Here is a 16463-nt window from a genome sequence, read left to right as displayed (position 1 = left end):
AGGATGCTCTACCTCGACAACGCGGCCACGACGCCGGTGCGGCGCGAAGTGCTCGAGGCGATGCTGCCCCACCTCACGACCGAGTTCGGCAATCCCTCGAGCCACCACACCATCGGCGAGCGCGCCGCAGCGACCCTGGCCGATGCGCGCGCGGCGGTGGCGCGCACTCTCGGCATGCGCCGCACCGACGTCGTGTTCACCTCGGGCGGCACCGAGGCCAACAACCTCGCGATCAAGGGCATCGCGATCGCGGCGCAGCTCGGTCGCGACGCGGGGCACCTGGTGACGACGCCGATCGAGCATGAGTCGGTGCTGCAGTCCGTGGCTTACCTGCAGCGGGTGCACGGCTTCTCCGCAACGTTCGTGCCCGTCGACGCACACGGTCGGGTCGATCCCGACGACCTCGCCGACGCCATCCGCGAAGACACCGCACTGGTCAGCATCGGCTACGCCAACAACGAGGTCGGCACCATCCAGGATGTCGGGGTCCTCGCCCGGGTGGCCCACGAGCGTCGCGTGCCCGTCCACATCGACGCGGTGCAGGCCGCGGGGTGGCTGGATCTGTCGGCCGCCGAGCTCGGTGTCGACGCGATATCGATCGCAGGTCACAAACTCGGCGCCCCGCAGGGGACGGGCGCCCTCGCCGTGCGCGGCCGCCTGCCCGTCGAACCGCTCCTCCACGGCGGCGGTCAGGAGCGTGGTCGCCGCAGCGGCACCGAGAGCGTCGCGGGTGCGGTCGCCCTCGCCACCGCCCTGGGGCTCGCAGACCGCGAGCGTGTCGAGGCGGCGGCGCGCGTCTCGGCCCTGCGCGATGCCTTCGTCGCCCGCGTGCTCACCCTGATTCCGCAGGCGCGCCTCACCGGCGACCCCGTGCACCGGCTGCCCGGCACCGCGAGCTTCACCTTCTCGGGAACGAGCGGCGAGGCCGTGCTGCTGAACCTCGAGCGCCGAGGGGTGATCTCCTCGAGCGGTTCGGCGTGCGCTGCCGGCAGCGATGAGCCCTCGCACGTGCTGATCGCACTCGGCGTACACGCCGCGCTCGCGCAGACCGCCGTGCGCTTCACGTTTCCGCGCACGCTCGACGAACCGCTCGATGACGTCGCGGACGCTCTGGCGGCATCGGTCGCGGCCGTACAATCGACCGCGTGAGCGCCCCCCTCGTCACGATCATCGTGCCCGGTCACGACGTCGCGGAATACGCGGACGCCGCGCTCGCCTCGTTGCGCATGCAGGACATGACGAACTGGCGCGCCATCCTCATCGATGACGGATCGACCGATGCAACCGCTCAGATCTTCGCCGCGGCCGCCGACGCCGACCCGCGCCTGCGTTTCGTCGCCCACGACGAGCAGCGGGGACTCGGCGCCGCCCGCAACACCGGGCTCGATCTCGTCGACACTCCCCTGCTCGGCTTCCTCGACGCCGACGACGTGCTCGCCCCGGGCGCCCTCGCGCGCCTGACCGGCACGCTCGAGCGCACGGGCAGCGATTTCGCGGTCGGTGCCTACGTCCGGCTTCGGGCGGATGCCGGGGGCACATACCTGCCGGGCGCCGTGCAGCCGTGGGTCTCGGCCGCCACCGACCCCGAACGTCTCGGGACGACCGTGGCGCAGCATCCCGACGTCACGGGCAACGTCGTGGCGTGGTCCAAGATCAGCCGGCGGGATTTCTGGGATCGCGCCGGCCTGCGGTTCCCCGAAGACCGGCTCTACGAGGACCAGGCCCTGGCACAGCGCATGTACACCCGCGCGCGAGCCTTCGACACGATCCCCGACGTCGTCATGCACTGGCGCGTCCGGGCCGACGGCAGCTCGATCACGCAGCGCGAGTCGGCGTTGCCCGTGCTGAGGGACTGCCTCGCCGCGATGAGCGAGGGGCTCGAGGTGCTCGATGCGGCGGGGGCACCGCGGGCGGCAGCGGCGCGCGTGCGCCTGATGCTCGACATGGATGTGCCACGCCTCGCGGGGATCGCGCAGCATCACCCCGATGACGCCTATCGGCGCGCGGTGGGCGCCTTCGCCCGCGCGCTGTGGGAGCGCGCACCGCTGCCGGCGGGGGCGTTGAGTGCGGCATCCGAGCACGCCGTGTCGGCCGCGCTGCTGTGGTGAGCGCGCGTCAGGCGGGCGCGGAGAGATCGATGGATGCCTCGACCTGCCTGGTCGCCAGGTCGGCGTAGAGGCCCCCGGCGCCCAGCAGCTGCGCGTGGGTGCCCGACTCGACGATGCGGCCCGCCTCGACGACGTGGATGACGTCGGCTCCCACGACGGTCGAGAGCCGGTGGGCGATCGAGAGCGTCGTACGACCTCGGGAGGCGGCATCCAGCGCTTCTTGCACGACGCGCTCCGACACGGTGTCGAGAGCGCTCGTGGCCTCGTCGAGCAGGAGCACGGGCGGGTCCTTCAGCAGCACGCGGGCGATGGCGACGCGCTGCTTCTCGCCGCCCGAGAGGCGGTAGCCGCGCTCGCCGACGACCGTGTCGTACCCGTCGGCGAACCCCTCGATGACGTGATGGATGTTCGCGGAGCGACACGCGGCCTCGAGCTCCGCGTCGGTGGCGTCGGGTTTGGCGTAGAGCAGGTTGTCGCGGATGGACGCGTGGAAGAGATAGGTCTCCTGCGACACGATGCCGATGTGATCGATGATCGAGCGCTGCGTCAGCTCACGCACATCGCTGCCGCTGAAGCGCACGGTGCCGCCGGTCGCCTCGTACAGCCTCGGAGCGAGATAGAGGATGGTGGTCTTGCCCGCGCCGCTCGGACCGACGAAGGCGACGTGGCTGCCCGGCTCGGCGACGAACGAGACCCCGTCGAGGGTCGGGCGCGCATCGGGTCCCGCGTCCGGGTAGCGGAAGGTCACGTCGTCGAACTCGATGCGACCGACGGGACCGGGGGCACCGTCGACCGTGTGCGCGCCGGGAGAATCGACGATCGACGGCGTGAGGTCGAGGTACTCGAAGATGCGCGCGAACAGCGCCTTGGACGTCTGCACCTCGAGCGAGACGCGCAGCAGGGCCATGAGCGGGAACAGCAGGCGCGCCTGCACGGTCGTGAAGGCGACGATCACACCCGCCGAGATGTCGGTCGAGCCGCCCGTGAGCAGCAGTCCTGATACGAGATAGATCACGGCGGGCACGGATGACATGATCACGTTGACCAGGCCGAAGAACCACTGCCCGGTCATCGCCAGGCGCACCTGGAGCCCCACCTGCGTGCCGGTCTCGCCCGTATAGCGGCCGATCTCGGACTGCTGCCGGTTGAAGGCCTTCGCGAGCAGGACGCCCGAGACCGACAGCGTCTCCTGCGTGATCGCGGTCAGCTGCGACAGCGACTCCTGCGTCTCTGCGGCGATGCGCGCGCGCACCTGACCCACCCGCCGCTGGACGTACACGAGCCCCGGCATCAGCACGATCGCGATGAGGGTGAGCCGCCAGTCGATCAGCACCATGGCCACGAGGGAGGCGATGACCGTGACGGCGTTGCCGAGGATGCTGGTCATGGCGTTCGTCAGCACGCCCGCGACGCCGCCGACGTCGTTCTGCAGCCGCGACTGGATGACGCCGGTCTTGGTGCGGGTGAAGAAGGACAGATCCATGCGCTGCAGATGCGAGAACAGCCGCACCCGCAGATCGCCGGTGACGCGGTTTCCGACCGAGGAGGTCAGCCAGGTCTGCAGGACGTTCAGCCCCGCCGAGGCGATGAACAACCCGATCATCAGGGCGACGAGCTCGGCGAGCAGAGTGAGGTCGGGCCCTGTGCCGTCGGCGGGAAAAAGCGCGGAATCGAAGATGAGCTCGATCAGCAGCGCGGGGATGACGGCGATGCCGGCGCTGACCACCACGAGCCCCGCTGTCGCCGTGAGGCGCGCGCGATACGGCGCGAAGAGCGCGACGGTGCGTCGACCGAGATTCGGGATGCGGGGAGCTTCGGCGTTTGCCGCGCGCTGCGCCTCGGCATCCACGTTGCGGGTGAGCCCCCCGCCCATGCCGCCACGGCCCATGTTCATGGTGCCGAGCCTAGGTCAGGCTCGCGACACGGGCGGCGGCGAGGAAGGGAAGACATATGCATGTCAATATACATGCAGATGGGAGCCGGGCGCTGGGCGCCGATGTCGACGGCTCTCGCTAGGGTGGAGCGAGCAGTCGCGCCGGCAATCCTCCGGGCAGGGAATTCTCTGCCCCGTCCCGCCGTTGCCCTTGAAGCTCGCCCCCGTGGGGTGACGCCTCGTCGAGGTCGCGGAGTGTCTGTGCCGCCTCGATCCCGCACCCGCCGCACCCCGGCCCGTGTGACGTCCCACCCCGCACCAAGGAGCCGCCCCGATGTCAGCGACGAGCACCGACAGCATCCCCACGCAGGGCACCGCGACAGCATCCGTCCCGACGCTCGGCGCACGCGAGAACCGCCTGATCTGGCTGCTGCTCGGCGCGGCGTTCGTGGCGATCCTCAACGAGACGACGATGGGCGTGGCGATCCCCCACCTCATCACCGACCTCGGCATCACGGCGCTCGATGCCCAGTGGCTGACCACCGCCTTCATGCTGACGATGGCCGTCGTGATCCCCACGACCGGATTCCTGCTGCAGCGGCTCACCACACGGACGGCGTTCCTGCTCGCCATGTCGCTGTTCTCGCTCGGAACGCTCCTGGCGTTCCTCTCTCCGGGATTCGAGATGCTCGTCGTCGCCCGCGTCGTGCAGGCGTCGGGCACGGCGATCATGATGCCGCTGCTGATGACCACGATCATGAACCTCGTTCCGCCGCAGACCCGCGGGCGCATGATGGGCCGCGTCAGCGTCGTCATCTCGCTCGCTCCCGCCATCGGCCCCACCGTCTCGGGCGTGCTGCTCGACACCGTGGGGTGGCGCTGGATCTTCGGGCTGATCCTGCCGATCGCCCTCGTCGCGCTGATCGCGGGCGCACGCTGGATGGTCAATGTCGGCGAGGTCAAGAAGGCCCCGCTGGATGTCTTCTCGGTGATCCTCTCGGCCCTCGGATTCGGCGGCGTCGTCTTCGGCCTCAGCCAGATCGGCGGAGCCGCCAGTCACGGCGGCGGAGCCGACGCAGCGGCCGCATCCGCATCCTCGACCGTGGCGCTGATCGTCGCGCTCTCGGTCGGCGTCGCCTCGCTGGCAATGTTCGTCTGGCGTCAGCTGCGCTTGCAGAAGAGCGACGACGCCCTGCTCGATCTGCGGGTTTTCCGCTCGGGCAACTTCTCACTGGCGGTGGTGCAGTTCCTGCTGATCTCGATGGCGTTCTTCGGCGCGATCACGGTCGTGCCCCTGTACATGCAGCGCGTGCTCGGCGTCTCGGCCCTCGAGACGGGTCTCGTGGTGCTGCCGGGCGCCCTGGCCATGGGCCTGCTCGGACCGGTCATCGGCCGTATCTACGACAAGCGCGGACCGCGTCTTCTCCTGGTGCCCGGGTCGATCATCGCCAGCGCCCTGCTCTGGTTCTACACGACGCTCGGCGTCACGACCCCGATCTGGGTGATCGCGGTCGCGCAGACTCTGCTCTCGATCGGTCTGGCGCTGTCATTCACGCCCCTGTTCACGGCGTCGCTCGGGTCGCTCGAGCGTCGGTTCTACTCGCACGGCAGCGCCATCGTCTCCACCGTGCAGCAGGTGGCCGGGGCGGCCGGCATCGCCCTGCTCATCACCGTCATGTCGGGCGTCGCCGCGGGCGTCGTGGCCGGCGGCGGCACCGAGGTCTCGGGAGAGGCCGCGGGAACCCAGGTCGCGTTCCTGCCCGCCGCAATCATCGCGACGCCGACGGTCGTACTGTCGTTCTTCATCCGCAAGCCCGCCGACTCGGTCGGGCCGCCGATGGTGCACTGAGACCGGCCGGTTAGAGGCGCGCGCCGTGCGTGTCAACGGCCTGTCGACGCGGCCCATTCGGGCGTAACGTCACCCGCATGAGCACACACACCTACAGCGTCAGCGAGATCGTCGGCTCCTCCCCGGAGGGCATGGATGCGGCGATCCGCAATGCCATCGCCCGCGCATCGAAGACGATCCGGAACATCGACTGGTTCGAGGTCGTCTCCGTGCGCGGTCACGCCGACGAGGAGCAGGTCCTGCACTTCCAGGTCACCCTCAAGGTGGGGTTCCGCCTGGAGGACCCGGAGGACTGACCGCCGCGTGCTGCGGCGGGGTCAGCTGGTCGAGCAGCAGCCTCCACCGCAGCATGACGCGGCAGCATCCGTCGTCGTGAGAAGGTTCTTCTCGTCGGCGACGGGACGCAGGGTCTGCAGCGGGGTGTTCTCGGGCGTGGAAGTCATGCCCCCATCGTAGACACCTCTCCGCGCGGCCCGGGCCGCGCACGCACGAGTCGATGTCCCACCGGGGTCTTCCTGGTGTCCCACTTTCTGTCGGCCTGGCCGCTCCATGGCGACAACCATCGGGACACGCCCTCGGCCCGCACGCGCGACCGAACATGGATGCCCCGACGCGGGGCGCAAGGGCCGACAGCGACCAACAGGCCCACCGTGGGGCGTCGGCGCGACGGTGGGGCGCGGAGCAGCACGCCCCACCGTGATTCCGACGCCCCAACGCGGGTGAGGCAAGGCTCGGCCTGTCAAGCCCCCGCCACCCGCACCGCGCCCGGCGTAGCGTCGACGACATGAACGATCTGAGTGGAAAGAAGGTCGCCTTCGTCGCGACCGACGGATACGAAGACAGCGAACTGACCTCCCCCTGGGATGCTGTGACCAGCGCCGGCGCCACCGCCGTGCTGATCGCCCCCGAGGCCGGCTCCATCGAGGGAAAGAACGGTCACACCCAGACCGTCGACCTCACGACCGCCGCAGCGAACGCCGCCGACTACGACGCCCTCGTGCTTCCCGGCGGCGTCGTCAACGCCGACCATCTGCGCATGGACAAAAAGGCCGTCGCCTTCGCACGCGCCTTCTTCGAGGCGTCCAAGCCGGTCGCCGCGATCTGCCACGCCGCGTGGACGCTCATCGAAGGGGACGTCGTGAAGGGTCGCACGCTCACCAGCTACCCGAGCCTGAAGACGGATCTGCGCAACGCCGGCGCCGACTGGGTGGATCAGGAGGTCGTCGTCGACCAGGGCTTCGTCACGAGCCGCACACCGGACGACCTGCCGGCCTTCAACGACAAGGTGATCGAGGAGATCGCCGAGGGCAAGCACTCCGGCCAGCACGCCTGATCACCACCCCCACCATGGATGCCCGGGCAGCCTGGTGCTTCAGCCGCCGCAACGGCGTGATCTGCAGTCGGCCGCCCGGGCACGCGGGGTTGCACAATCGTCGCGGCACGGGCGCGATGTGGACGGACCGCGAAGCCGACCCCCCGCGGTGCGCAGGGTCTCGGCGTACGGCCGCTCCGGCCGCGCTCCTGCCGGACGGGTTCCCGCACGGCCGGGCGCTGTGCCCTGTCTGCACGGAGTTCGTCCCCCTGACCCGTGGGGATCGTCTCGCCACTCACGACGCCTTCGCCGGAGCGCGGACGGATGCCGAGGCCGACGCCCGCGCGCAGTGGTTCAACACGAACGGCTGGTGAGGACGCGCGCCTGAGATGATCGAGAGGTCGCCCCGAGCGGCACCATCGAACGAAGGATCCCGGTGAAGATCACCCAGCTGCGGCGGTTCATCGCCGTGATCGACGCCGATCTGCATGTTCCGCGCGCGGCGGACGAGCTCGGCATCCCGCTCGCCGCGCTCTACTCCTCGATCGACAAGCTCGAGACCGAGGTCGGTCAGCCGCTGTTCGCGCGCGAGAAGTCGGGATGGAGGCTGACGCCGGCGGGCCGTCTGCTGCAGGACGAGGCCGCGCGACGCATCGCCGAGGCGCCCCCGACCGCTTCGAAGCCCATGGCATCGACCGGGGGCAAGGCGAAAGCCTCCAAGGGCAAGGGCCGCGCGCCGGTCGTGAAGGGTCAGCCGAAGCCGTTCAAGAAGCGTCAAGGGCGGTAGCACGCCAGTGTGCCGCCGTCGGGCTCAATCCCAGTCGAGGTAGTCCTCGATGGCCCAGGATGTCGCGCCGACATGCGTCGCGGGAAACATGTGCTCGCCGCCCTCGATCGGCACGACGCTGACGAGGCCGGGCGCGGATGCCCGCAGCGCGTCGCCGTTGCCCGGCGGGGTGACATCGTCCGCGGTGCCCTGGATCACGAGGACGGGGACCCCTTCCGCAAGCGGTGGCGCGGCCTCGGGCGCCTCCACGCCGAGCAGCAGCACGCCGTTGACGCGTGCGTGATGCACCAGGGAGAGCTGACGTGCGATCGAGCCGCCGGCGCCGTGTCCGCCCACCCACGCGTCGTCGATGTCGAGGAGATCCATGACGTCGACGACATCCTGAGCGAGATCGTCGATCGCGCCTTCGCGCAGTCCGATCCGCACGACGCGGAAGTCTTCCTGCGAGACCGAGTGCGCGAGCGGCTCGAGGTACTCTGCGGCCAGTCCGCGGTCCGCGATCAGGACGAGCGCGGGACCCTCCCCCTCTGCGGCGTAGGGCACGGCGCGCCCCTCGGGCTCGAAGACCTGCATGCTCGTCATACGCTCGATTCCTCTTTCTGTGCGATCTTCCGAAGCCGTGGAGTCAAAGGATCGTCCCATGCCGGCTGTCCGCGCTACACGTTGAACCGGAACTCCACCACGTCACCGTCCTGCATGACGTAGTCCTTGCCCTCGAGGCGGGCCTTGCCCTTGGCGCGGGCTTCGAGCACCGATCCGGCGGCGATCAGGTCGCCGAAGGAGATGACCTCCGCCTTGATGAAGCCCTTCTCGAAATCCGTGTGGATGACCCCGGCCGCCTGCGGGGCCTTCCAGCCCTTGCCGATCGTCCACGCGCGCGACTCCTTGGGCCCCGCGGTGAGATAGGTCTGAAGTCCGAGGGTGTCGAACCCGATGCGCGCGAGCTGGTCGAGACCCGACTCCTCCTGCCCCGTCGACGCGAGCAGCTCGGCGGCGTCCTCCGGGTCGAGGTCGATCAGCTCGGACTCGATCTTGGCGTCGAGGAAGACGGCCTGGGCGGGCGCGACGAGTGCTTCGAGCTCGGCCTTGCGCGCAGCATCCGTCAGCACCGCCTCGTCGACGTTGAAGACGTAGATGTAGGGCTTGGCGGTGAGCAGGCCCAGCTCCCGGATCGGCGCGAGGTCGATGCCCGACCCCGACAGCAGCACTCCGCGCTCGAGCGCGTCCTTCGCCGCGACGGCGGCCTCGAGGGCGGCGGGTTCGGTCTTCTTGGTCTTGACCTCTTTCTCGATGCGCGGGATCGCCTTCTCGAGGGTCTGCAGGTCGGCGAGCATGAGCTCGGCGTTGATCGTCTCGAGGTCGTTCTGCGGGTTGACCGCACCGTCGACGTGCACGACGTCGTCGTCGGTGAAGCCGCGCACGACCTGCGCGATCGCCTCGGCCTCGCGGATGTTCGCGAGGAACTGGTTGCCCAGCCCCTCCCCCTCGCTCGCCCCGCGCACGATGCCGGCGATGTCGACGAACGACACCGTCGCGGGCAGGATGCGCTCGCTGCCGAACACCTCGGCGAGCTTCGCCAGACGTGAATCGGGCAGGTTCACCACGCCGACATTGGGCTCGATCGTCGCGAACGGATAGTTCGCCGCGAGCACGTTGTTCTTGGTCAGGGCGTTGAAGAGGGTGGACTTGCCGACGTTGGGCAGGCCGACGATGCCGATAGTGAGAGCCACGGGCACTCAGTCTAGGCGCGGATGCCCCGGCCGGCCCGCGGGGCGATACGCGCGACGGATGCCGGGGGTCGACCCCGCGGATGCACGGCGCGCCTGCGCCCCGCCGCCGCCCCGCGCCGCGAGGGTGGGGTCGTGCCCCTGGATTTCACCGCCATCGACTTCGAGACGGCGAACTCCAGCGCCGCATCCGCATGTGCCGTGGGACTCGTGCGGGTGCGCGACGGTCGGGTGGTCGCCCGGGCGGGATGGCTGATCCGGCCGCCCGCGGGGCACGACGAATTCGCCCCGTTCAACACCGGCATCCACGGCATCCGCGCCGCCGACGTCGTTCGCGCGAAGGGCTGGACCGAGCAGCTGGGCGACCTCTGCGCGTTCGCCGGCGCCGATGTGCTGCTCGCCCACAATGCGGGCTTCGACATGAACGTCCTGCGCCGCGCGAGCGCCGCGACGGGTGACGAATGCCCGCCGTACCGATACGCGTGCTCGCTCCAGATCGCGCGCAAGACCTACGCCCTCGCGTCATACCGGCTGCCGTTCGTGGCCGCCGAGGCGGGTTTCTCGGGCTTCGCCCACCACGACGCCACCGCGGATGCCGAGGCCTGCGCTCGCATCGTCATCGACGCCGCCGCGCGGCACGGCGCCGACGACCTCGCGGCGCTCACGGCTGCCGCGGGCGTGCGGGTGTCGCGGCTCGAGGCAGCCGCGGCTGTCGCGCGGGTCGCCTGACGTCCCCGGGGCAGCGCGCCCGACACCGGGATGTCCGAGGTCGCTGACAGCATGAGGGCATGGAACCGCTGACACTCGTCGTGGCCCTCGCGGCCCTCGTTCTCGGCGCGCTGCTGGGCTGGCTGGCACGGGGCGGCCGCGCGCAGACGGAGCTCGCCACCCTGCGCGCCCGCGCGGGCGGCGCCGAGTCACTCGTCGCGGGCCTGCGCGAGCAGCTCGCGCACCAGCGCGCGGCCGACGCCGACCGGGCCGAACGCGAGCGCCGCGACCAGGCCGTGCTGCAGGCGCTCTCCCCCGTGCGCGAGACGCTGCAGAGCGTCCAGCGGCAGATCACCGACCTCGAGCGCGAACGGGGCGCACAGTACGGCGCGATCTCGGCACAGCTCCGCCTGTCGCTCGAGACCGACGAGCAGCTCAGGCGCACGACCGAGTCGCTCGCCGGGGCGCTGCGCTCCAACGGCACGCGCGGGGTGTGGGGCGAGACCGCCCTGCGCCGGGTCGTCGAATCGGCGGGCCTCACACGCCACGTCGATTTCACCCTGCAGACCCACATCGCCACCGATCAGGGCGCGGGACGGCCCGACATGGTCATCCGCCTCCCGGGTGACGCCGCGATCCCCGTCGACGCCAAGGTTCCCCTCGACGCCTACCTCGAGGCCACCGCGATCCCGGTGACCGCGTCGGGCGACGAGGCCGAGCGCCGAACCGCCCTGCTGCAGCGCCACGTGCGCGCGGTGCGCGTGCACATCGACGCCCTGGCGAAGAAGGCGTACTGGACAGGCATCGAGGGGGCGCCCGAGTTCGTCATCTGCTTCATCCCCAACGAGTCCCTGCTGGCGACGGCACTCGAAGAGGATCCGGCCCTGCTCGACTACGCCTTCACGCGCCGGGTGGCCCTCGCGTCGCCCGTCAACCTCTGGGCCGTCCTCAAGACCGTGGCGTTCGCCTGGACGCAGCAGGACGTCTCCGTCGAGGCCCGCCGGCTGTTCGACCTCGGCTCGACGCTCTACCAGCGGCTGGGTTCGCTCGCGGGACATGCCGAGGCCCTGCGTCGGTCGATCGAGCGCACCGTCGAGAGCTACAACCGATTCGCCGGCTCACTGGAGTCGCGCGTCCTCGTCACCGCACGCCAGTTCCCCGGCATCGACGAGACCCAGCTGCTTCCGGAGGCCGTTCCCCTCACCGAGCGCACCCGACCCCTGACGAGCTCCGAGTTCGTCGCAAGCGCCGACGTCGGCGACCTCAGGGACCGGATCGCGGCGGAAGACTGATCAGGCCCCGCCGCCGGGAATGAGGCTCATGAGTGCGACGACGGTGCCCGAAACCGCGACGAACGCGCCGACCATCCACCACACGCTGATCTCGTGCCCCTCTTCGCGCCGCACGCGAAGGAGCACGTCCGAGCGGCGTGCGGGATCGACGGCATCGGCGACGACCGCGATCGCGCCGGTCCTCGGTTCTTGCGCAGTGCTCGTGCTCATGCGAAACCGTCCTGTGTCTGCTGTGCTGGGGTCACCGTCGACGCTGACTGGCAGCATCCATTGTCGCAGACCGGCCGCCGTTCGTCAGGTAACGATCGGGTCGCAGATGCTCCGCGTCACAGCCACTTCGAGGTCAGGTGCTCCGACGTGATGCGCCGCAGCGTGCCCGACCGGCCGCGCAGCACGACGCTCTCGCTGTAGATGAAGTCGCCCTCGCGACGCACGCCGGCCACGAGCTGGCCGTCGGTGACGCCGGTCGCCACGAAGATCGTGTTGTTGCCCTTGACCAGCTCGTCGGCCTCGTAGACGTGACCGTCGGTGCGCAGCCCCGCATCGGCGCCCTTCTGCTTCTCCGCGTCGTCGCGCGGCCAGAGGCGGCCCTGGATGTGCCCGCCGAGCGCCTTGATCGCACACGCCGTGACGATGCCCTCGGGGCTGCCGCCGATGCCCACGCACATGTCGGTGCGGGCGTTGTGGCGCGCGGCGTTGATTCCGCCCGCGACGTCGCCGTCGGACATCAGGCGCGTGCCCGCTCCCGCCGCACGGATGTCGGCGATGAGCTGCTCGTGCCGCGGGCGGTTGAGCACCGACACGACGATCTCGTCGACCGGCTTGCCGAGCGCCTTCGCGAGCAGTCGGATGTTCTCTCCGACGGGCAGACGGATATCGACGACGCCCACGCCCGCCGGGCCGGTGACGAGCTTGTCCATGTAGAACACCGACGACGCGTCGAGCATCGTGTCACGATCCGACACCGCGATCACCGAGAGCGCGTTCTGCCGACCCGCCGCCGTCAGCGAGGTGCCATCGATCGGGTCGACGGCGACGTCGCACTGCGGCCCTCGGCCGTTGCCGACCTTCTCTCCGTTGAACAGCATCGGCGCCTCATCCTTCTCGCCCTCGCCGATGACGATGACGCCGTCGAAGTTGACGGTAGTGAAGAACGCGCGCATCGCGTCGACGGCGGCGGCGTCCGCGGCGAGCTTGTCGCCGCGTCCGATGAACGGCACGGCGCGAATGGATGCCGCCTCCGTGGCACGCACGAGTTCCAGAGCGAGGTTGCGGTCGGGGTGGAGGGGGCTCATATCGCCCGTGATGCTCACCATGTCGCCAGCCTAGCGACGCCCACCCGCGTGCACGGGAGAATTTCGGCGCAGCGGATGCGAAGGAATCGCGATTCTTATCAGGACAGCATCCAGGCCCACTCCCCGTCCGCCCCGGGGGCTTCGCTAGGCTGAACGTCGGTCACGATCCGATCCCGAAGGAGCCGACATGCCCGTCGCCACCCCCGAGCAGTACGCCGACATGCTGGACCGCGCGAAGGCCGGCGGCTTCGCCTACCCCGCGTTCAACGCCTCGAGCTCGCAGAGCGTCAACGCCATCCTCCAGGGCCTCACCGAGGCGGGATCGGACGGCATCATCCAGGTCACGACCGGTGGTGCCGACTACTTCGCCGGCCACACGGTCAAGGGCCGTGCGACCGGTGCGCTGGCGTTCGCAAAGTTCGTGCACGAGGTCGCGAAGAGCTACCCCGTCACGGTCGCGCTGCACACCGACCACTGCCCGAAGCCCGCGCTCGAGGACTTCGTGCTGCCGCTGATCGCCGAGTCCGAGAAGGTCGTCGCCGACGGCGGCAACCCCATCTTCCAGTCCCACATGTGGGACGGATCGGCCGTGCCGCTCGATGAGAACATCGAGATCGCCAAGGAGCTGCTGCCGCGTCTGAAGAACATCAATGCGATCCTCGAGGTCGAGATCGGCGTCGTCGGCGGCGAAGAGGACGGCGTCAAGCACGAGGGCTCGAACGAGGCCCTCTACACGACCGTCGCCGATGTGACGGCCGCCGTCGAGGCGCTGGGCCTGGGCGAGAACGGTCGATACATCTCGGCGCTCACCTTCGGCAACGTGCACGGCGTCTACAAGCCGGGCAACGTCAAGCTGCGCCCCGAGCTGCTCGGCGAGATCCAGGAGGGCATCGCCGCACGCTTCGGCACCGGCCCCAAGCCGCTCGACCTCGTCTTCCACGGCGGCAGCGGCTCGACCGACGAGGAGATCGCCCTCGCGGTCGCGAACGGCGTGATCAAGATGAACATCGACACCGACACGCAGTACGCGTTCACGCGCGCGGTGGCCGGGTTCATGTTCCAGAACTACGACGGCGTGCTCAAGGTCGACGGCGAGGTCGGCAACAAGAAGGCGTACGACCCGCGCGCCTGGGGCAAGATCGCCGAGACCGCGATGGCCGCCCGCGTCGTGCAGGCGACGCAGCAGCTGGGCTCGGCCGGCAAGTCGCAGAGCTGACCGCACGCGCTCACCCGCGCACCGGACCACGCAGAGAGAAGCCTCGGCCTTCGGGTCGGGGCTTCTCTCGTGCGCTCCCGGTCAGGGCGCGCGGAACCCGTCGAGCACGCCCGGTGCACCCTCCGGGCGATCGATCACGACGATCTCGTCTCCGGCGCACACGGATCCCCCGCGGATGACGCGCAGGTAGGGTCCGAGTCGGCGCTCGGCCGCGAACCGCTTGACCCAGCCGCGCTCGTCGGCGCCGCCGATCCAGCGCGAGAAGGTGGCGCACGGCGTGCGCGGCATCGTGACCTCGACTTCGACACGATCGCCGATGCGCCACCGCTCGCCCACGAGCGCCGCGTTGACATCGAGCCCCTCCACGCGCAGGTTCTCACCGAACGCGCCCGGCGCGATCTCGCGATCCAGCTCCCGGGCCCAGAAGTCGGCGTCCTCCTGCGCGTACGCGTAGAGGGCCTTGTCGAATCCGCCGTGATGTCTGCGATTGACCTGCACGTCGCCGCGCACGCCGTATGGGCCGATGAGGACCGCACCCTCGATCGGACGCTTGTCGATCCCGGTCACCCCCGCCGTTCCCGCGTCGGGGAGCAGCTGATGCACGGCGCAGACGGCGAGGAGACGAGGCATCCGCTCATCGTAGGGCGATCAGCCCGTCACGCCCGCCATCAGCGCGTTCCACAGCGCGGGATCGCTCATGATGGGCACGAGCATGAGGCCGCCGGCGATCAGATTGAACACCACGCCCGCCGTCAGCGGGATCCACCAGGTCAGGCGGCCGCGCCGCAGATTCGTCCACGACAGCGCCGCGGTGACGATCCAGCCCAGACCCAGCACGAGCGCGGCGGCGATGCCCCAGATCTGCGCTCCGGCCGGGACGCTGTACTCGGCTTCGACGCCCATGACGCCCAGCAGCGTGTCGACATAGCCGGAATAGTCCGCCAGCGACGGGATCGAGGTGAGCACGGTGAAGAGCCCGTACCCGAGCAGGGCGAAGGTCGCGATCCGGTCGACGCGGCGCGGGCGGGGGGATGCTGTCGCCGCCGGTGTCTGCACCGGTGCCGGTGCAGACACCGGCGGGGCGGGCGGAGTGGCCGGGTCGTCGAGGGACTGTCCGGTCTCCAGAGCCCACGTCGCGTCGGGCTGCTGGATGCGGGCGCGCTGCTCCTCGGGGCTCGCGTACTCGCCGAACTGGGGGCGCGGGCGGGGCGTCTCGCCCTCGCTCACGAGCGACTCCGCTCCGCGGCAGTGCGGCCGCCCCGGCGATCCTGGGTGTCCTGACGCAGTTCTTTGGGCAGCGAGAACATGAGGTCCTCCTCGGCGGTGCGCACCTCTTCGATGTCGCGGTAGCCGGCGCCGGCGAGGTCGGCGAGCACCTCCTGCACGAGCACCTCCGGCACCGACGCGCCGCTGGTGACGCCGACGGTCTCGACACCCTCGAGCCATTCCTGCTTGACCTCGTCGGCGTAGTCCACGCGGTAGGCGGCCCTCGCACCGTGTTCGAGGGCGACTTCGACCAGGCGCACGCTGTTGGAGGAGTTGGCCGATCCCACGACGATCACGAGGTCGGCCCCGACGGCGACCTTCTTGATCGCGACCTGACGGTTCTGCGTCGCGTAGCAGATGTCATCCGAGGGCGGATCCTGCAGCTGCGGAAACCGCACGCGTAGCCGCCGCACGGTCTCCATGGTCTCGTCGACCGACAGCGTGGTCTGCGACAGCCACACGACCTTGTCGGGGTCACGCACTTCGACGATGTCGGCGTGATCGGGTGAGTTGACGACGGTGACGTGCTCGGGCGCCTCGCCAGCCGTGCCCTCGACCTCTTCGTGCCCCTCGTGGCCGATGAGCAGGATCTCGTAGTCGTCGCGTGCGAACCGCACGGCCTCGCGGTGCACCTTGGTCACGAGCGGGCAGGTCGCATCGATCGCCTGCAGTCCCCTGTCGGCGGCGGCCGAGACGACGGCCGGCGACACCCCGTGAGCGCTGAAGACCACATGCGCACCCTCGGGCACCTCGTCGACCTCGTCGACGAAGATCGCGCCGCGCGCCTCGAGCTCGGTGACGACGTGGATGTTGTGCACGATCTGCTTGCGCACGTACACCGGCGCTCCGTAGCGCTCCAGCGCCTTCTCCACAGCCACGACGGCGCGGTCCACCCCCGCGCAGTATCCGCGGGGAGCGGCCAGCAGCACCCGCTTGCGTCCCTGCACCGGGATATCCTGAAGGCGCCCGGATCGCCCCGGAACGCGGGGCATGGGCATACGCACGGTGGGGGTAGTCACCCCTCGATTCT

Annotated in this window: 19 protein-coding genes; 10 read left to right on the top strand and 9 right to left on the bottom strand. The window is 70.1% G+C overall.

Going from position 1 to position 16463, the window contains the following annotated elements:
* Positions 1–3 precede the first annotated feature (3 nt).
* Together AB2L57_RS07070 and AB2L57_RS07065 are read left to right on the top strand one after the other, a co-directional pair.
* Positions 4–1149 (top strand): cysteine desulfurase family protein, encoded by a 1146-nt coding sequence (locus AB2L57_RS07070; RefSeq protein ID WP_292811940.1) that lies wholly within the window; start codon positions 4–6, stop codon positions 1147–1149.
* Positions 1146–2108: a glycosyltransferase family 2 protein gene (locus AB2L57_RS07065; protein ID WP_292811938.1), complete on the top strand. Its 963-nt coding sequence runs from the start codon at positions 1146–1148 to the stop codon at positions 2106–2108. The genes AB2L57_RS07070 and AB2L57_RS07065 overlap by 4 nt, the downstream gene beginning before the upstream one ends.
* Positions 2109–2115: 7 nt before the next feature.
* Here the strand turns inward: AB2L57_RS07065 and AB2L57_RS07060 are convergent, their stop codons facing one another.
* Positions 2116–3996: an ABC transporter ATP-binding protein gene (locus AB2L57_RS07060; protein WP_292811984.1), complete on the bottom strand. Its 1881-nt coding sequence runs from the start codon at positions 3994–3996 to the stop codon at positions 2116–2118.
* A gap of 319 nt (positions 3997–4315) precedes the next feature.
* Between AB2L57_RS07060 and AB2L57_RS07055 the strand changes: the two genes are divergently transcribed.
* Together AB2L57_RS07055 and AB2L57_RS07050 are read left to right on the top strand one after the other, a co-directional pair.
* Positions 4316–5830, top strand: coding sequence for an MDR family MFS transporter (locus tag AB2L57_RS07055; RefSeq protein ID WP_292809763.1), 1515 nt, complete (start codon positions 4316–4318; stop codon positions 5828–5830).
* 77 nt (positions 5831–5907) lie between these two features.
* Positions 5908–6126: a dodecin gene (locus AB2L57_RS07050; RefSeq protein ID WP_292809761.1), complete on the top strand. Its 219-nt coding sequence runs from the start codon at positions 5908–5910 to the stop codon at positions 6124–6126.
* Between the two features lie 21 nt (positions 6127–6147).
* Here the strand turns inward: AB2L57_RS07050 and AB2L57_RS07045 are convergent, their stop codons facing one another.
* Positions 6148–6273 (bottom strand): hypothetical protein, encoded by a 126-nt coding sequence (locus AB2L57_RS07045; protein ID WP_292809759.1) that lies wholly within the window; start codon positions 6271–6273, stop codon positions 6148–6150.
* 341 nt (positions 6274–6614) lie between these two features.
* Here AB2L57_RS07045 and AB2L57_RS07040 point away from each other — a divergent pair, with 341 nt between their 5' ends.
* From AB2L57_RS07040 to AB2L57_RS07030, 3 genes are all read left to right on the top strand, one after another.
* Positions 6615–7163: a type 1 glutamine amidotransferase domain-containing protein gene (locus AB2L57_RS07040; RefSeq protein ID WP_292809757.1), complete on the top strand. Its 549-nt coding sequence runs from the start codon at positions 6615–6617 to the stop codon at positions 7161–7163.
* Positions 7164–7177: 14 nt separating this feature from the next.
* Positions 7178–7516 (top strand): hypothetical protein, encoded by a 339-nt coding sequence (locus AB2L57_RS07035; RefSeq protein ID WP_292809755.1) that lies wholly within the window; start codon positions 7178–7180, stop codon positions 7514–7516.
* A gap of 62 nt (positions 7517–7578) precedes the next feature.
* Positions 7579–7929 carry a LysR family transcriptional regulator gene (locus AB2L57_RS07030; RefSeq protein ID WP_292809753.1) on the top strand — a complete coding sequence of 117 codons (351 nt, stop codon included), beginning with the start codon at positions 7579–7581 and terminating at the stop codon, positions 7927–7929.
* 24 nt (positions 7930–7953) lie between these two features.
* On the opposite strand, the gene AB2L57_RS07025 is transcribed toward AB2L57_RS07030, so the two are convergent.
* Both AB2L57_RS07025 and ychF read right to left on the bottom strand, forming a co-directional pair.
* On the bottom strand, positions 7954–8511 hold the full coding sequence (locus AB2L57_RS07025; RefSeq protein ID WP_292809751.1) for an alpha/beta fold hydrolase: 558 nt from the start codon (positions 8509–8511) through the stop codon (positions 7954–7956).
* A gap of 74 nt (positions 8512–8585) precedes the next feature.
* The gene (gene ychF, locus AB2L57_RS07020) at positions 8586–9659 is read right to left on the bottom strand and encodes a redox-regulated ATPase YchF (protein ID WP_292809749.1); all 1074 of its coding nucleotides are present in this window, start codon (positions 9657–9659) and stop codon (positions 8586–8588) included.
* 132 nt (positions 9660–9791) lie between these two features.
* Between ychF and AB2L57_RS07015 the strand changes: the two genes are divergently transcribed.
* Together AB2L57_RS07015 and AB2L57_RS07010 are read left to right on the top strand one after the other, a co-directional pair.
* Positions 9792–10385 (top strand): exonuclease domain-containing protein, encoded by a 594-nt coding sequence (locus AB2L57_RS07015; protein WP_409048405.1) that lies wholly within the window; start codon positions 9792–9794, stop codon positions 10383–10385.
* A 59-nt stretch (positions 10386–10444) separates the two neighbouring features.
* A complete protein-coding gene (locus AB2L57_RS07010) occupies positions 10445–11656 on the top strand; it encodes a DNA recombination protein RmuC (protein WP_409048404.1) in 1212 nt (403 codons plus the stop codon).
* Here AB2L57_RS07010 and AB2L57_RS07005 read toward each other — a convergent pair whose 3' ends face one another.
* Together AB2L57_RS07005 and glpX are read right to left on the bottom strand one after the other, a co-directional pair.
* Positions 11657–11866, bottom strand: a complete 210-nt coding sequence (locus AB2L57_RS07005; RefSeq protein ID WP_292809743.1) for a UDP-N-acetylmuramyl pentapeptide phosphotransferase — start codon at positions 11864–11866, stop codon at positions 11657–11659. It lies immediately after the preceding gene.
* Positions 11867–11982: 116 nt separating this feature from the next.
* Positions 11983–12972, bottom strand: a complete 990-nt coding sequence (glpX, locus tag AB2L57_RS07000) for a class II fructose-bisphosphatase (RefSeq protein ID WP_409048403.1) — start codon at positions 12970–12972, stop codon at positions 11983–11985.
* A gap of 166 nt (positions 12973–13138) precedes the next feature.
* Here glpX and fbaA point away from each other — a divergent pair, with 166 nt between their 5' ends.
* Entirely contained in the window at positions 13139–14167 is a 1029-nt protein-coding gene (fbaA, locus tag AB2L57_RS06995) for a class II fructose-bisphosphate aldolase (RefSeq protein WP_409048402.1), read from the top strand.
* 81 nt (positions 14168–14248) lie between these two features.
* Here fbaA and AB2L57_RS06990 read toward each other — a convergent pair whose 3' ends face one another.
* From AB2L57_RS06990 to AB2L57_RS06980, 3 genes are read right to left on the bottom strand one after another with little or no spacing between them, the layout of a single operon-like run.
* Positions 14249–14797 (bottom strand): MOSC domain-containing protein, encoded by a 549-nt coding sequence (locus tag AB2L57_RS06990; protein WP_292809737.1) that lies wholly within the window; start codon positions 14795–14797, stop codon positions 14249–14251.
* An 18-nt stretch (positions 14798–14815) separates the two neighbouring features.
* A complete protein-coding gene (locus AB2L57_RS06985; protein WP_409048401.1) occupies positions 14816–15394 on the bottom strand; it encodes a DUF6264 family protein in 579 nt (192 codons plus the stop codon).
* Positions 15391–16425 carry a 4-hydroxy-3-methylbut-2-enyl diphosphate reductase gene (locus AB2L57_RS06980; RefSeq protein WP_292809783.1) on the bottom strand — a complete coding sequence of 345 codons (1035 nt, stop codon included), beginning with the start codon at positions 16423–16425 and terminating at the stop codon, positions 15391–15393. Before AB2L57_RS06980 ends, AB2L57_RS06985 begins: the two co-directional genes overlap by 4 nt.
* Positions 16426–16463 lie beyond the last annotated feature (38 nt).

The organism is Microbacterium sp. HA-8 (genome assembly GCF_046111165.1).
GTDB lineage: Bacteria > Actinomycetota > Actinomycetes > Actinomycetales > Microbacteriaceae > Microbacterium.
Note: the sequence above shows the minus strand (reverse complement) of the source record. Positions and strands in the feature narration are given on the sequence as shown.

What these genes read in the sequence shown, in the direction of transcription:
- fbaA (WP_409048402.1), top strand. Translation starts at nt 13,139, where the DNA reads ATGCCCGTCGCCACCCCCGAGCAGTACGCCGACATGCTGGACCGCGCG.
- AB2L57_RS07040 (WP_292809757.1), top strand. Translation starts at nt 6,615, where the DNA reads ATGAACGATCTGAGTGGAAAGAAGGTCGCCTTCGTCGCGACCGACGGA.
- AB2L57_RS07050 (WP_292809761.1), top strand. Translation starts at nt 5,908, where the DNA reads ATGAGCACACACACCTACAGCGTCAGCGAGATCGTCGGCTCCTCCCCG.
- AB2L57_RS07005 (WP_292809743.1), bottom strand. Translation starts at nt 11,866, where the DNA reads ATGAGCACGAGCACTGCGCAAGAACCGAGGACCGGCGCGATCGCGGTC.
- glpX (WP_409048403.1), bottom strand. Translation starts at nt 12,972, where the DNA reads ATGGTGAGCATCACGGGCGATATGAGCCCCCTCCACCCCGACCGCAAC.
- AB2L57_RS06990 (WP_292809737.1), bottom strand. Translation starts at nt 14,797, where the DNA reads ATGCCTCGTCTCCTCGCCGTCTGCGCCGTGCATCAGCTGCTCCCCGAC.
- AB2L57_RS06980 (WP_292809783.1), bottom strand. Translation starts at nt 16,425, where the DNA reads ATGCCCCGCGTTCCGGGGCGATCCGGGCGCCTTCAGGATATCCCGGTG.
- AB2L57_RS07060 (WP_292811984.1), bottom strand. Translation starts at nt 3,996, where the DNA reads ATGGGCCGTGGCGGCATGGGCGGGGGGCTCACCCGCAACGTGGATGCC.
- AB2L57_RS07035 (WP_292809755.1), top strand. Translation starts at nt 7,178, where the DNA reads ATGGATGCCCGGGCAGCCTGGTGCTTCAGCCGCCGCAACGGCGTGATC.
- AB2L57_RS07070 (WP_292811940.1), top strand. Translation starts at nt 4, where the DNA reads ATGCTCTACCTCGACAACGCGGCCACGACGCCGGTGCGGCGCGAAGTG.
- AB2L57_RS07055 (WP_292809763.1), top strand. Translation starts at nt 4,316, where the DNA reads ATGTCAGCGACGAGCACCGACAGCATCCCCACGCAGGGCACCGCGACA.
- AB2L57_RS07025 (WP_292809751.1), bottom strand. Translation starts at nt 8,511, where the DNA reads ATGACGAGCATGCAGGTCTTCGAGCCCGAGGGGCGCGCCGTGCCCTAC.
- AB2L57_RS07010 (WP_409048404.1), top strand. Translation starts at nt 10,445, where the DNA reads ATGGAACCGCTGACACTCGTCGTGGCCCTCGCGGCCCTCGTTCTCGGC.
- AB2L57_RS07045 (WP_292809759.1), bottom strand. Translation starts at nt 6,273, where the DNA reads ATGACTTCCACGCCCGAGAACACCCCGCTGCAGACCCTGCGTCCCGTC.